The sequence below is a fragment of the Intrasporangium calvum DSM 43043 genome (assembly GCF_000184685.1).
GTDB lineage: Bacteria > Actinomycetota > Actinomycetes > Actinomycetales > Dermatophilaceae > Intrasporangium > Intrasporangium calvum.
In genome coordinates, this window is the sequence record NC_014830.1 from 2,702,610 (window position 1) to 2,716,757 (window position 14,148).

The window sequence follows — 14,148 nt, forward strand, 5'->3', positions numbered from 1 at the left end:
AGATCCGCTTGACGCCCGGAGATACTCGGTATACGTTCACCGCTGTCAGGGTAGATACTCGGTATAGGGGTGGGTATGTCGGTCAGGCAGGGGCTCATGGCCCTCCTCGCGCAGGAACCGATGTACGGGGCGCGCCTTCGTGCCGAGTTCGAGGCGCGCACGGGCGGCACCTGGCCGCTCAACGTCGGGCAGGTCTACACGACACTCGCCCGGCTCGAGCGGGATGGCCTCGTCGTCGCTTCAGGGGGCGACGACGAGGGCCGCATCGAGTACGCGCTCACCGATGCGGGCCGGGCCGAGACGTCGCAGTGGTGGCTCACGCCCGTGACCCGCGAGGCCTCACCGCGCGACGAGCTGGTCATCAAGCTGGCGCTCGCGGTGACCTTGCCGGGGGTCGATGTCGCCGGTGTCGTCCAGGCCCAGCGGACCGCGACCCTCAAGCACCTGCGGGACCTGACGCGCCTCAAGGCGCGCGCCGAGGAGCCAGCCGATGGTCGCGACCTCGCGTGGTCCCTCGTCCTGGAGAACCACCTCTTCTCAGCGGAGGCGGAGGCGCGCTGGCTCGACCACATCGAGACAGCGCTGTCGCGCCATGGAGGCCGTATGCCGCTGGGCTCACCGCCGTCGCCACCTGACGACGACGAGGCGGCTGAGTCCAAGACCGTTCGTGCAGGGAACTCTGAGGGGACACGCTGATGGGCACGCCCATGCTGGTGATGGAGAACGTGACGCGGGTGCACGGTTCTGGCGAGACTGAGGTCCGCGCCCTCGACGGCGTGAGCCTCACGGTGTCCACGGGTGAGCTCGTGGCCGTGATGGGTCCGTCAGGGTCGGGCAAGTCCACCCTGCTCAATCTCGCTGGCGGCCTCGACCGGGCCACCTCCGGCACGGTTCAGGTGGCCGGCACCGAGCTCGGGTCGCTCCGGGCGCATGATCTCGCCAAGCTGCGGCGACGCAAGGTCGGCTTCGTCTTCCAGGACCTCAACCTCATCCCCTCCCTGACCGCGGCGGAGAACATCGGCCTTCCGCTCGAGCTCGACGGTGACTCGGTGCGTCGCTCACGGCGCAACGCCCTGGACGCCCTCGACCAGCTGGGGCTGCGCGAGCTCGCCGACCGCTACCCCGACCAGATGTCGGGCGGCCAGCAGCAGCGGGTGGCGATTGCCCGGGCGCTCGTCGGGTCGCGCCGCCTCGTGCTCGCCGACGAGCCCACCGGTGCACTCGACTCCGTGACGGGCGAGGGGGTGCTCCGGGTGCTGCGCTCTCGCGTGGATGCCGGCGCGGCGGGCCTCCTGGTCACTCACGAGGCGCGGCACGCGGCGTGGGCCGACCGGGTCGTCTTCCTCCGCGACGGCCGCATCGTCGACACCACGGGTTCTCCTACAGAGCCCGAGGCGCTGCTCGACGGCGCGACGACCTGAGCGGGGCGGACGATGACCATGACAGGGGTTGACGCGCCGGCGACCGAGCAGGTGACGACGGAGGAGGCAGACTTCCGGCCGGGCGGGCGATGGGCAAGTTGGTGGGCATCATGGCGGGTTGCCGTCCGGATGGCGCGACGGGACGTGCGTCTGCACAAGGGTCGCAGCGCTCTCATCGCGCTCATGGTGGCCCTGCCGGTGCTGGCCCTGGTCGGCGGTGCCGTCGTCTACGCGACGAGCGACCTCGACCCGAAGGAGCGGCTGCCCTTTGCGCTCGGCGGGGCCCAGGCGTCGCTGTACCACTCTCCCGGGACATCGATGGTGATCCAGGACGCGACCCTCGAGGGTACGGGGACGGACGGCAGAGCCGCCAAGCCGATCCCCGGCTTCGAGCCGGGCGCCGAGAGCGCAGCCTTGGCAGCGCTGACGGAAGGCCGCGTCACCGCGGTGACCAACGCGAGCGCGGTCGTCTCGCTCGAGTCCAAGGCGGAGCGGGTCGACTATCTCGGCATCGACGGCGCGAACTGGCCCGCAGGTGGAGACCGGGTTCGGCTGCTCACCGGCCGCTGGCCCGCCACCTCCGACGAAGTGCTCGTCACCCAGAGCGGGGTCGCCAGGGGACTTCCCTCCTCCGGCACGATGCGAATGCGGATCGAGGGCGGGGACGACGAGGCCCGCGAGGTCACGGTGGTGGGGACCGGTTCCGGCTTCGTGCAGCAGTATGGCCAGGTCGTCCCCACCGAGATCGTCGGCATACCCGCGACGATGGAGGTCTTCGACAACGACGGACCGGAGTACCTGCTCGACCGTCCGGAGCCCGTACTGGCGAACGAGGTCAGACGGCTCAACGAGCACGGCATCACCGTGCTCAGCCGTGCCGTGGTCATGGACCCGATCAGCTTCGACGGACTCCCCGACGTCATGGGACCCGCTAGCTTCGACTTCACGCAGCGCAAGGACGTCCAGTTCGCGGGCGTCGCCGCTCTCGCCGGCGTGGGACTCCTCCTGCTGACCAGCCTGCTCGCCGGACCGGCCTTCGCGGTCAGCGCGGCCCGGCAGCGGCGCACGCTGGCCCTGACCGCGAGCAACGGTGCGGGCCGGAACCAGCTGAGACGGACCGTGCTCGGCCAGGCGCTCGTGCTCGGCGTCGGGGCGACCCTCATCGCCCTGGCTACCGGTCTGGCAGGCGCGTGGCTCGTTGTCCGATGGTTGCGGACGACGAGACCCGGTGAGTTCTACGGCCCGTTCGACATCCCCTGGCTCGCTGTCATCGTGGTCGTGCTGGCCGCCGTGGTGAGCAGCGTCGTCTCGGCACTCCTGCCAGCCAAGGGACTGGCCCGGCTGGACGTCGTGGCCGTGCTGCGTGGCCAGAACGTGTCCCCCCGGCTGCGCCGGCGGGTCCCCGTGGCGGGCCTGTTCGTCGCCGGTGCCGGTGCCGCCGCAACCCTGTGGGCCGCCGCCGCGGACAGCCCCAACACCATGGCCGCCGGGTCGGTGGCCCTCGTCGTCGGAACGTTGCTCGTCGTCCCGCTGCTCCTCGTCTGGCTCGCCCGCCTGACTGGCCGAGCGCCGGTTCCCGTGCGGATGGCGACCCGTGATGCAGCGCGGCAACGTGGCAGGGCAACCCCCACGGTCGCGGCGATTCTCGCCGGAGCCGCGGCACTGTCCACCATCTTCGTCGCCTTCGCGAGCAGCACGGCCCTCGACGCACGGTTCTATGTGCCTCGCACCACAGCGGGGGCTGGGATGGCCCACACCCAGCACCCGCCGGACCAGGTCCTGCGAGCCATCCGAGGCGCGGCCCCGAACGTCACCGCGACGATGACGTGGCGGGCTGCACCGCCCTTCGACCCGACGGCGACGACACATCCCATGTCCAACGCAGGGCGCGAGACCCACATCGATGCCGTCCGCCCCGGTTGCGACCCGGGCGCGGGCATCATGGGCCGAGAGGTCACCGTGGACGCGGAGGGCAAGCCCGTCCCGCCGACGACGACGTGCGCCACGCTCGGCACCACGCCCTACGGTCCGTTCTCCGCCATCGCCGTCGCCGACGCCGGGCTGCTCGCCCAGCGCCTCAGCCTGACGTCCGAGCAGAGGCAGCTGCTCGAGTCCGGCGGCCTCGTTGCGGCCGACGGCAAGGGCGTCCCTGAAAGGGTCGTCCCGCTCAGCGACGGCTGGACGTCGCACCCACCCCACGCGCAGGTCGACATCGCCGACGGCAAGGTGTCGTTCCAGCGCTACATCCTCACCTGGAGCGACCGAGGTCCCATCGTGGGTGAGGTGACGCCCCTCGCCTCGGCCCCAGCCGCCTACGCGCCACGCATCTCGTTCGCGGCGGCTTTCCCCAACAAGGACATCGGCGCCGTCATGACCCCCGAGACAGCCAAGCGCCTCGGCTTCTCTCTCGAGTTCTCGGGCATCGCTCTGGACTCACCCGGTGGGGTGACTGCCACGGACGAGGACGCCATCCGAGCCGCGCTGGCCGAAGCCGCCCCCGACAGCGACGTCTACGTCGAGCGGGGCTTCCGCCCCGAGACGAGACTCGTGTTCACGATCGTCGCGGGCGTCGTCGGCTTCATCATCCTCCTCGCGACGCTCATCGCCACAGCCCTGTCACAGGCGGAGACCCAGGCCCTGTCCGGCACGCTGGCGGCGGTCGGGGCCACCAGGCTCACCCGACGGGCCCTCGCCGCCGCACAGGCGGGACTCTTCGCCCTGCTCGGGATGGTGCTCGGCGTCCTCGTCGGGCTCGTCCCAGGAGTCGCCGTCGCCTGGTCGAGCACGGTGACGAACTGGCAGGCCCGGGAGAACGGCCTCACGGACCCGATCATCGTCATCCCCTGGCTCCAGCTGCTCGCCCCCGTGATCGTCGTGCCCCTGCTGGCGGCCGCCCTGGCCTGGCTGTCGATCCGGCGCCATCCCACGGTCACCCGCCGCCTGACCTGATCCCCCCGTCGAGTGTGCACTTGTTGCCGGGCAGAAGTGCACACTCGAACGAGAGCCAGCCCGGCACGAAGTGCACACTCGACCGAGAGCGAGCCCAGCGGCATACGGGCTGCTCGTCCATCGGCCCAGCCACCACCTTCGGGACCATGCCCGGGTGACTCCGCCAAATCCGTGACTCAGGTCACCTGTGGTGGGAATCTCAGGGGGTTCCCCCACGGATTCGACCTGACTACGTTCGGGTAGTTCCATGACGCCAGCGACCAAAGGACCTCACATGCAGGCCATCCGCGACGCCATCCTCTCGGGAAACCGGAGCGAAGAGACCTACCGCAACATCGAGATCCCCGAGAGCTACCGGGGTGCGACCGTCCACAAGGACGAGATCGGGATGTTCGAGGGGCTCGCCACCAAGGACAAGGACCCGCGCCGGTCCCTCCACATCGACGAGGTACCGGTGCCCGACCTGGCCCCGGGCGAGGCGCTCGTCGCCGTGATGGCGAGCGCCATCAACTACAACACCGTGTGGACCTCCATCTTCGAGCCCGTGCCGACCTTCGGGTTCCTCGAGCGCTACGGGCGCACGTCGATCTACGCGGAGCGCCACGACCTGCCCTACCACGTCGTCGGGTCCGACCTCTCCGGGGTCATCCTTCGCACGGGTCCCGGGGTGTCCAAGTGGAAGCCGGGTCAGGAGGTCGTCGCGCACTGCCTCTCCGTCGAGCTCGAGGACGCGGACGGCCACAACGACACGATGCTCGACCCGCAGCAGCGCATCTGGGGCTTCGAGACGAACTTCGGCGGACTCGCCGAGCTCGCCATCGTCAAGGCCAACCAGCTCATGCCCAAGCCGGACCACCTCACCTGGGAGGAGGCCGCCTCCCCCGGGCTGGTGAACTCCACGGCCTACCGCCAGCTCATCTCCAAGAACGGCGCGGCGATGAAGCTCGGCGACCGCGTCCTCATCTGGGGGGCGTCCGGGGGGCTCGGCTCCTACGCGACCCAGATGGCGCTCGCCGGCGGCGCGACCCCGATCTGTGTCGTCTCCTCACCGGAGAAGGCCGAGATCTGCCGCGCGATGGGCGCCGACCTCATCATCGACCGCAACGCCGAGGACTACCGGTTCTGGAACGACGAGGGCACCGAGCAGGACCCGCGCGAGTGGCAGCGCCTCGGCAAGCGGATCCGCGAGCTGACCGGCGGCTATGACGTCGACATCGTCTTCGAGCACCCCGGTCGCGAGACCTTCGGGGCCAGCGTCTACGTCGCGCGCAAGGGTGGCACGATCGTCACCTGCGCCTCGACGTCGGGCTACATGCACGAGTACGACAACCGGTACCTCTGGATGAACCTCAAGCGGATCGTCTCCTCGCACTTCGCCAACTACCGCGAGGCGTGGGAGGCCAACGAGCTGATCAACCGCGGGCTGATCCACCCCACCCTCTCCCAGACGTACCGCCTCGAGGACGTCGGACAGGCTGCGCTCGATGTCCACCGCAACGCCCACCAGGGCAAGGTCGGCGTGCTGACCCTGTCGCCGGAGGAGGGCCTCGGCGTGACCAACGCGGGCAAGCGGGCGCAGTTCGCCGCGGAGATCAACCGCTTCCGAGGGGAGTGACGGGTCCGGTGACCCGCGGGCGGAGATGGTGGCGCGTCGGCTCGTGACGACACACCACCATCTCCCCTCGCCCGTCAGGCCGCTCGCGTAGGCTCCGGGCGTGACCTTCTGGCGGCGGTGGACGCAGTATCGGCGTGCGCAGCGCGAGCGGATCGCGCAGCTGCGCACCCAGCCGCACGGCGCCGAGCCGGACGCGGCCCTCGAGCGCCCCGAGAGGGCCGCCGCGGGCGACCCTCCTCGGGAGGACGTGTTCGACACCCTCCCGCTCGGCGGCGACCCGGGGCCTGATGCGGGGACCGGTGGTCGCGCGCGGCCAGGCCGGGACTACGGGAGCGCGGGCACGCCGTTCAACCGGCAGTCCCCCTTCTACGTCGGGTTCGTCGGAGCGATCGGGGTGCTCACCGCCTACGCCGTCGTCCAGGCGGTGGGACGCCTGGACACGACGATCACCCTCCTCGTCGTCTCGCTCTTCCTGACCCTGGCTCTCAACCCCCTGGTCGAGGGGCTCACCCGCCAGAACATGCGCCGTGGGCTCGCGGTGACGATCGTCTTCCTCGGGCTGCTCGGCGTGTTCACGCTCCTCGGCATGGTCGTCGTGCCGCCGGTGGCCTCCGAGGGCACCGACCTCGCCGACAACGCTCCCCGGATGCTTGACGACCTGCTGCGCCAGCCCTGGGTCCAGGACGTCGACCACCGCTACCAGGTCGTCCAGCGCATCCAGGAGGAGATCAACCATCGGATCGCCGACGGCAACCTCTGGGCGGGGATCTTCGGCGGGGTGCTGGGAGCCGGGCGGATCATCGCGGCGGGCGTGTTCAGCATCCTGACCGTGCTCGTGCTGACGCTCTACTTCCTCGCCTCGCTGCCGTCGGTCAAGCAGGCCGGCTACGCCCTCGTGCCCGCGAGCCGCCGCCCGCGGTTCATCTCGCTCGCCGAGGAGATCATGCGCCGGGTCGGCTCCTATGCCATCGGCCAGGTCGCCGTGGCGGCCACCAACGCGTTCTTCGCTTGGATCATGATGAGCCTGCTCGACCTGCCGTTCGCCGCGGTCCTCGCCGTCGCCGTCGGGCTCCTCGGCCTGATCCCGATGATCGGCGCGACGCTCGGGGCCTCGGTCGTCGCTCTCGTGGCCTTCTTCGACGAGCCGAAGAAGGCGCTTGTCGTCATCATCTACTTCGTCATCTACCAGCAGCTCGAGAACTACGCCGTCATGCCGCGGATCATGCAGCGGACGGTGGCGGTCCCCGGGGCGCTCACCGTCGTCGCAGCCCTGGCGGGCGGCACCCTGCTGGGGATCCTCGGCGCCCTGCTGGCCATCCCGTTCGCGGCGGGGGCAATGCTCATCTACGAGGAAGTGCTCGTCCCGCGACAGCTGCGTCACTGACGGGATGCCGTATGCCACTGGGCTCGCTCCGACTCTCGCGCGCGGTGGGGCGGGTGGCGGGCTCTCGCTCGGACCCTCGGCTGGGGGCGGCCCCGGTCCCGGTCAGCGGTAGGCGCTGCCGGACGGACGGGCGTCACGGCGCTGCCAGCAGCCGGTGTGCCAGTGCCGCCGGTCGCCGAGTCCGCCCACTCCCTCGGCCGGCCAGACGACGACGTGCGGCACGCCCGGCGGGATGTCCTGCTGGCAGCCGGGGCAGAGATAGGCCCGGGTGGCCGAGGTGCCGTTGACCGCGCGAACCGTCCACCGGGTCCCGCGGTACGTGTCCTCACGGGTGGACCCGCCCTGGACCCGGACGACGTCGAGCGGCACGTGCGGCCGTGCGTGCTTGCTCGGGCGGCGTCGGGACGGCATGACCCCATTCTCGCAACACACCCGCTTGCCGTCTGCTCGGCCCTCCTGCAGCCGGGCCCATCAGTGGATGTGCGGGTGTGTTGCCGAGGAGGTGGACCCGGCCCCGCGCGGACGTCAGGTCCGAGCGGGGCCGAGCTCAGCGGCATACGGCTGCCGCTGGGCCCGGCGCGGCTCAGGCGTGGGTGCGGAACCCGCGGCCCGTCTTGCGCCCCAGGTAGCCCGCGGTGACCAGGTGCTCGAGCAGCGGCGCCGGCGCATACCCTCGCTCGCGGAACTCGAGGTACAGCTCGCGCTCGATGGCGAGCGAGACGTCGAGCCCGACGACGTCGAGCAGCTCGAACGGACCCATCGGCAGCGAGCAGCCGGTCTTCATCGCCGTGTCGATGTCGTCGGCCGTGGAGTAGTTGGCCTCGAGCATCTTCACCGCGTCGTTGAGGTAGGGGAAGAGCAGCGCGTTGACGATGAACCCGGCCCGGTCGCCGCACGTGACCGGGTGCTTGCCGACCTTGACGCACAGGTCCTGGACCGTGGCGACGACGTCCTCGCCGGTCGAGACGGTGTGGACGACCTCGACGAGCCTCATCACCTGGGCGGGGTTGAAGAAATGCATGCCGATGACGTCCTGCGGGCGCTTCGTCGCGGATGCGCAGTCGACAACCGGCAGCGAGGACGTCGTCGTGGCGAGGATGGCGCCGGGCTTGCAGATCTCGTCGAGGTTCTCGAAGAGGACCTTCTTGACGCCGAGGTCCTCGACGACGGCCTCGACCACGATGTCGACGTCCGAGAGGTCGTCGAGCCGGGTCGTCCCGGTGACCCGCGCGAGCGCTGCATCGCGCTCCTCCTCGGTGGCCTTGCCGCGCTGGACCGCCTTCTCGAGGCTGCGGCTGAGCGCAGCGCGAACGCTGTCGACCTTCGACGCGGCTCGGGCCACGTAGACGACGTCGTAGCCACCCTTGGCGAAGACCTCGATGATGCCGGTCGCCATGGTCCCGGAGCCGACCACGCCGACCCGGGAGACCTGCCGCAGCGGGATCTCGTGGTCGCCGTTCGGCTTCGGCGTCTGGGCATCGTCGACGACCTGGGAGCTGCCGGGCGCGGCGTACGTGTAGAACCCGCGGCCCGTCTTGCGGCCCCTGAGGCCGGCGCTGACCATCTGCTTGATGATCGGGCTGGGGGCGTGGAGCCGGTCGCGGCCCTGCTTGTACATCGTGTCGAGGATCTCGTAGGCCGTGTCGAGGCCGATGAGGTCCATCAGCGCGAGCGGACCCATCGGGTAGCCGCAGCCGAGCTTCATCGCGGCGTCGATGTCCTCACGGGTGGCGTACTTGCTCTCGTACATCGACACGGCGTGGTTGAGGTAGCCGAAGAGCAGGGCGTTGGCGATGAAGCCGGCCTTGTCGCCGACGACGACCGGCCTCTTGCCGAGTCGCTCGGCCAGGCCCTTGACCCGCTCGAAGATGTCGTCGGCGGTGACGACGGTCTTGATCACCTCGACGAACTGCATGACGGGCGCGGGGTTGAAGAAGTGCATGCCGACGACCCGCTTCGGGTTGCTCGTCGCCACCGCGATCTCGGTGACGGGCAGCGAGGAGGTGTTCGTCGCGAGGATCGCGTCCTCGGCGACGATGGCGTCGAGCTTGGCGAAGATCTCCTTCTTCAGCTCGAGCTTCTCCGGCACCGCCTCGATGACGAGCTGACAGTCCTTGAGGGCAGCCATCTCGGAGGTGAACTGCACCCGGCTGACGAGCGTCGCCTGGTCCTCCTCGGACAGCTTGCCGCGAGCGACCGCGCGGCCGGTGGAATTGGTCAGGTGCTCGCGCCCCCGCTCGACCGCGTCGTCGTCGACCTCGACCGCAACGACATCGATGCCGTTGCGGGCGAAGACCTCGACGATGCCGGCACCCATGGTGCCGAGTCCGATCACGCCTACCTTGGTGAAGTCACGAGCCATGGGGTGGAGTCTTCCAGAGGGTTCACATCGCTCAAACCCGTCCCCGGGGTGACGCTCCCCACGCGTGGGGCGATGGCATCGGAGCTGAGCGGGTTAGGGTGTGCCGGTGCGCCTCGTCATCGCCCGCTGCAGCGTCGACTACGACGGGCGGCTCACCGCCCATCTCCCCCTCGCGACGCGGCTGCTCGTCGTCAAGGCGGACGGGTCGGTGCTCGTCCACAGTGACGGGGGCTCCTACAAGCCGCTCAACTGGATGTCGCCTCCGTGCACCATGGCCGAGCTGGCGCCGGAGGAGGCCCAGGCCGACGAGGGGGTCGTGGCCGTGTGGCGGGTCCAGCACGCGAAGTCCGAGGACCGGCTCACGGTGCACATCCACGAGGTGGTCCACGACTCGGCACACGAGCTCGGCGTCGACCCGGGGCTCGTCAAGGACGGGGTCGAGGCCCATCTGCAGAAGCTGCTCGCGGAGCACATCCACACCCTCGGGCACGGCTGGTCCCTCGTCCGCCGCGAGTACATGACGGCCATCGGCCCGGTCGACATCCTCGCAAGGGACCACACCGGAGCCAGCGTGGCCGTGGAGATCAAGCGGCGCGGCGAGATCGACGGCGTGGAGCAGCTGACCCGCTATCTCGACCTGATGAACCGCGACCCGCACCTCGCCCCGGTGAGCGGCGTGTTCGCAGCGCAGCTGATCAAGCCGCAGGCCCGCACGCTCGCGGAGGACCGCGGCATCCGGTGCGTCGTGCTCGACTACGACGCGCTCCGGGGCGTCGACGACGCGGAGTCCCGGCTCTTCTGAGCCCTCCGCCTCGAAAGAGCGGTTGGCATCGAAAGAGCGGCTCGGCGCCCGTTCAGCGCGGGCCCCCGTCCGAATCGTGTCGCGAACTGCGCTCTCGACGGTTCAGCGGAAGCTCGCGACGAGCGACACGAGGAGCGGAGCCACGAGCAGGGCGGGGAGCAGGTCGCCGACCGGGACGTGCCTCACGTTGAGCAGTCGGAAGGCGATCCCCACGAGGAGGAGGCCGCCGGTCGCGGTCAGCGCCGCGATGTGGGCCTCGGGCACGACCGCCCCCAGGGTGACGCCGAGCACGGTGAGGCCGCCCTGGACCACCGCGACGGACAGCGCCGAGAGCAGCACCCCGACCCCGAACGTCGAGGCGAACGCGACCGCGGCGAAGAAGTCGAGGGCCGACTTGAGCACCAGCTGGTCGACACCCCGACCCAGCCCGTCGGAGAGGGAGCCGAGGATGGTGAGGGGCCCGACACAGAACAGGAGCGAGGCGGTGAGCCATCCCTCGATGAACCGCTCCCGCTCGGCGTGGTCATGCTGCCCGTCGGACCCGCGGCGCTGGACCCAGCGCTGCACCACGCCGGCGAGGGACTCGAGCCGCTCCTCGATCCGCAGCAGCGCACCCGTGATCCCACCGATGAGCAGGGCACCGAGGACGATGAGCACCGGCACGCCGGACCCGACCGCGTCCGCGAGGGCGGGTGACGTGACGTCGAGCGCCGAGAGGACCGCGACGAGCAGCGTGACGAGGCCGAGGCAGTCGGTGACGACCCGGCGGACCCGCTCGGGCAGCCGGTTGCCGGCGAGCATCCCGAGGGTCGCCCCGAGGAGCACCGCGACGACGTTGACCACGGTGCCGAGCCCCGGGAAGCCTCCATCCATGCCGGTCAGCGTAGGGGTCGACCGTCGTCCCCCGGCCGGCAGTCTCGCTACACGTCCTCGTCGAGGCTGTGGACGCTCGTCCCGTCGGCGTCGACGAGCATGAGGACCGGCTCGGTGGCCGCACCCCCGCGCACGACGACGACCGTCTCCCCGCGGTGCCGGTCGACGATCCCCTGGAACGCCTCCGTCCCGTCGTCGAGGTCGCCGTGCCCGCTGTGGCACGGCACGCCGAGGTCCTCAGCCAAGGTCTCGACGGGGCCGGTGTCGGGGACGTCGTCAGCGGCATACACCGCCTGGACGCGCTCGCGGTAGAGCTCGGAGGCGAGCCATTTCACGTCACCCAGCCCCGTCGGGGTGACGATGACGAGGCGGGCTGCGCACTGGAGGTCGCTCATGAGCCGACTGTATGCCGACGCACGGGGGCAAGCCCCCGTGGACCCCCAAAGAGGCCCCTACGCACGGGGGCAAGCCCCCGTGGACCCCCAAAGAGGCCCCTACGCACGGGGGCAAGCCCCCGTGGACCCCCAAAGAGGCCCCTACGCACGGGGGCAAGCCCCCGTGGACCCCCAAAGAGGCCCCTACGCACGGGGGCAAGCCCCCGTGGACCCCCAAAGAGGCCCGCATGGCCTCTGGCGCGCGGGCTCAGGCGCGCGGGTGCTCCAGCAGGCCCAGCCCGCGAGAGGCGCGGACGACACCGACGATCTCGCCCATGATCTCGTTGAGGCCGAAGTCCTTGGGGGTGAAGACCATCGCCACTCCGGCGGCGCGCAGCTGGACGGCGTCGCCCTCGGGGATGATCCCGCCGACGATGACCGGCACGTCACCCGCGCCGGCCGCTCGGAGCCCGTCGATCACCTCGGGGACGAGCTCCATGTGCGACCCGGAGAGGATCGAGAGCCCGACCACGTGCACGTCCTCGGCCACCGCCGCGGCGACGATCTGCTGCGGGGTCAGCCGGATGCCCTGGTAGATCACCTCGAACCCGGCGTCGCGAGCGCGGACCGCGACCTGCTCGGCACCGTTGCTGTGGCCGTCGAGACCCGGCTTGCCGACGAGGATCCGCAGCTTCTCCCCGAGCTCCTCGCTCGTTCGGGTGACGGCCGCGCGGACCGCGCCCAGGCCCGTCCCGCTCTCACCCGCCTCGGCGGACGCCACGCCGACGGAGCCGCTGACGCCGGTCGGGGCACGGTACTCGCCGAACTGCTCCCGGAGTGCACCGGCCCACTCCCCCGTCGTCACCTGGGCCCGGGCACACTCCAGCGACGCGGCCATGAGGTTGGTTCCGGCTGCTGCGTCGGCCTTGAGGCGAGCCAGGGCGGCGGCGGCCCGGTCCCGACGGGTGGGGTCGGCGTCGCGCCGGTCCCGCCAGGCCCGGACGGCGTCCGACGCGGCCTTCTCGACCGACGGGTCGACCGTCTGGATGGCGGTGCCGAGGTCTGCGGTGAGGGGGTTGGGCTCGGTCGTCTCGAAGCGGTTGAGGCCGACGATGACCTCCTCGCCGGACTCGATCCGCCGGCGGCGCTCGGCATGGGAGGCGACGAGGGCGGACTTCATGTAGCCGGACTCGACGGCCGCGACGGCCCCGCCCATCTCCTCGATCCGCGCGATCTCGGCGCTGGCGCCCTCGACGAGCTGCGCCACCTTCCTCTCGACGACGACGGAACCGGTGAACAGGTCGTCGTACTCGAGCAGGTCGGACTCGAAGGCGAGCACCTGCTGCATCCGCAGGCTCCACTGCTGGTCCCACGGGCGCGGCAGCCCGAGCGCCTCGTTCCAGGCCGGCAGCTGCAGGGCCCGAGCGCGGGCGTCCTTCGACAGCGTGACACCGAGCATCTCGAGGACGATGCGCTGGACGTTGTTCTCGGGTTGCGCCTCGGTCAGACCGAGGCTGTTGACCTGGACGCCGTAGCGGAACCGGCGAGCCTTGGCGTCGGTCACGCCGTAGCGCTCACCGGTCACCCGGTCCCACAGCTCGACGAAAGCGCGCATCTTGCACATCTCCTCGACGAACCGGACACCGGCGTTGACGAAGAACGAGATCCGGGCGACGACCTCGGAGAACTCGTCCTCGGGGACCTGCCCGGAGTCGCGCACCGCGTCGAGGACGGCGATCGCGGTCGACATGGAAAAGGCGATCTCCTGCACGGGGGTCGCCCCCGCCTCCTGCAGGTGGTAGCTGCAGATGTTGATCGGGTTCCACTTGGGGATCTCGCGGACCGTGTAGGCGATCATGTCGGTGATGAGCCGCAACGACGGCCCGGGCGGGAAGACGTAGGTCCCGCGCGAGAGGTACTCCTTGATGATGTCGTTCTGCGTCGTCCCGGCGAGCGCGTGCACCCACTCCTCCGGCGACTCGCCCGCGGCCTCGGCCTGGCGCTCGGCGGCCACCTGGTAGAGGGAGAGGAGCCACATGGCCGTGGCGTTGATCGTCATGGACGTGTTCATGTCACGCAGCGGGATGTCGTGGAAGAGCGCCTCCACGTCGCCGATGTGGCTGACCGGCACCCCGACCTTGCCGACCTCCCCGCGGGCGAGGACGTGGTCCGGGTCGTAGCCGGTCTGGGTCGGCAGGTCGAAGGCCACCGAGAGACCCGTCTGGCCCTTGGCCAGGTTGCGCCGGTAGAGCGCGTTGCTCGCTGCGGCGCTGGAGTGACCGGCATAGGTCCGCATGACCCACGGACGGTCACGGGTCGGTCGGGCAGCCGGGGGCGGGACGCTCTCGTCAGACATGAACCCGAAGGT

The 14,148-nt window shown here is 70.6% G+C and carries 11 protein-coding genes; 6 read left to right on the forward strand and 5 right to left on the reverse strand.

What is annotated here, in order from left to right:
- Positions 1 to 75: 75 nt before the first annotated feature.
- From INTCA_RS12250 to INTCA_RS12270, 5 genes are all read left to right on the forward strand, one after another.
- Entirely contained in the window at positions 76 to 696 is a 621-nt protein-coding gene (locus tag INTCA_RS12250) for a PadR family transcriptional regulator (RefSeq protein ID WP_013493235.1), read from the forward strand.
- The gene (locus tag INTCA_RS12255; protein WP_013493236.1) at positions 696 to 1,421 is read left to right on the forward strand and encodes an ABC transporter ATP-binding protein; all 726 of its coding nucleotides are present in this window, start codon (positions 696 to 698) and stop codon (positions 1,419 to 1,421) included. The genes INTCA_RS12250 and INTCA_RS12255 overlap by 1 nt, the downstream gene beginning before the upstream one ends.
- An 18-nt stretch (positions 1,422 to 1,439) precedes the next feature.
- A complete protein-coding gene (locus tag INTCA_RS12260) occupies positions 1,440 to 4,370 on the forward strand; it encodes an ABC transporter permease (protein WP_013493237.1) in 2,931 nt (976 codons plus the stop codon).
- Between the two features lie 274 nt (positions 4,371 to 4,644).
- Positions 4,645 to 5,985 carry a crotonyl-CoA carboxylase/reductase gene (ccrA, locus tag INTCA_RS12265; protein WP_013493239.1) on the forward strand — a complete coding sequence of 447 codons (1,341 nt, stop codon included), beginning with the start codon at positions 4,645 to 4,647 and terminating at the stop codon, positions 5,983 to 5,985.
- 100 nt (positions 5,986 to 6,085) lie between these two features.
- Positions 6,086 to 7,369 carry an AI-2E family transporter gene (locus INTCA_RS12270; RefSeq protein WP_013493240.1) on the forward strand — a complete coding sequence of 428 codons (1,284 nt, stop codon included), beginning with the start codon at positions 6,086 to 6,088 and terminating at the stop codon, positions 7,367 to 7,369.
- 102 nt (positions 7,370 to 7,471) lie between these two features.
- On the opposite strand, the gene INTCA_RS12275 is transcribed toward INTCA_RS12270, so the two are convergent.
- Positions 7,472 to 7,780, reverse strand: coding sequence for a hypothetical protein (locus INTCA_RS12275; protein ID WP_013493241.1), 309 nt, complete (start codon positions 7,778 to 7,780; stop codon positions 7,472 to 7,474).
- A gap of 172 nt (positions 7,781 to 7,952) precedes the next feature.
- Positions 7,953 to 9,731 (reverse strand): 3-hydroxyacyl-CoA dehydrogenase family protein, encoded by a 1,779-nt coding sequence (locus INTCA_RS12280; RefSeq protein WP_013493242.1) that lies wholly within the window; start codon positions 9,729 to 9,731, stop codon positions 7,953 to 7,955.
- Positions 9,732 to 9,837: 106 nt separating this feature from the next.
- On the opposite strand from INTCA_RS12280, the gene nucS reads away from it, so the two are divergent.
- Positions 9,838 to 10,533, forward strand: coding sequence for an endonuclease NucS (gene nucS, locus INTCA_RS12285; protein ID WP_013493243.1), 696 nt, complete (start codon positions 9,838 to 9,840; stop codon positions 10,531 to 10,533).
- Between the two features lie 102 nt (positions 10,534 to 10,635).
- Here the strand turns inward: nucS and INTCA_RS12290 are convergent, their stop codons facing one another.
- From INTCA_RS12290 to INTCA_RS12300, 3 genes are all read right to left on the reverse strand, one after another.
- Complete coding sequence (locus tag INTCA_RS12290; RefSeq protein ID WP_013493244.1) at positions 10,636 to 11,406, reverse strand: DUF554 domain-containing protein; 771 nt, start codon at positions 11,404 to 11,406, stop codon at positions 10,636 to 10,638.
- 47 nt (positions 11,407 to 11,453) lie between these two features.
- Entirely contained in the window at positions 11,454 to 11,801 is a 348-nt protein-coding gene (locus INTCA_RS12295) for a hypothetical protein (protein ID WP_013493245.1), read from the reverse strand.
- A gap of 247 nt (positions 11,802 to 12,048) precedes the next feature.
- Positions 12,049 to 14,076, reverse strand: coding sequence for a protein meaA (locus INTCA_RS12300; protein WP_013493246.1), 2,028 nt, complete (start codon positions 14,074 to 14,076; stop codon positions 12,049 to 12,051).
- Positions 14,077 to 14,148 lie beyond the last annotated feature (72 nt).

What these genes read in the sequence shown, in the direction of transcription:
- INTCA_RS12300 (WP_013493246.1), bottom strand. Translation starts at nt 14,076, where the DNA reads ATGCGGACCTATGCCGGTCACTCCAGCGCCGCAGCGAGCAACGCGCTC.
- INTCA_RS12280 (WP_013493242.1), bottom strand. Translation starts at nt 9,731, where the DNA reads ATGGCTCGTGACTTCACCAAGGTAGGCGTGATCGGACTCGGCACCATG.
- INTCA_RS12290 (WP_013493244.1), bottom strand. Translation starts at nt 11,406, where the DNA reads ATGGATGGAGGCTTCCCGGGGCTCGGCACCGTGGTCAACGTCGTCGCG.
- ccrA (WP_013493239.1), top strand. Translation starts at nt 4,645, where the DNA reads ATGCAGGCCATCCGCGACGCCATCCTCTCGGGAAACCGGAGCGAAGAG.
- INTCA_RS12250 (WP_013493235.1), top strand. Translation starts at nt 76, where the DNA reads ATGTCGGTCAGGCAGGGGCTCATGGCCCTCCTCGCGCAGGAACCGATG.
- INTCA_RS12255 (WP_013493236.1), top strand. Translation starts at nt 696, where the DNA reads ATGGGCACGCCCATGCTGGTGATGGAGAACGTGACGCGGGTGCACGGT.
- INTCA_RS12275 (WP_013493241.1), bottom strand. Translation starts at nt 7,780, where the DNA reads ATGCCGTCCCGACGCCGCCCGAGCAAGCACGCACGGCCGCACGTGCCG.
- INTCA_RS12295 (WP_013493245.1), bottom strand. Translation starts at nt 11,801, where the DNA reads ATGAGCGACCTCCAGTGCGCAGCCCGCCTCGTCATCGTCACCCCGACG.
- INTCA_RS12260 (WP_013493237.1), top strand. Translation starts at nt 1,440, where the DNA reads ATGACAGGGGTTGACGCGCCGGCGACCGAGCAGGTGACGACGGAGGAG.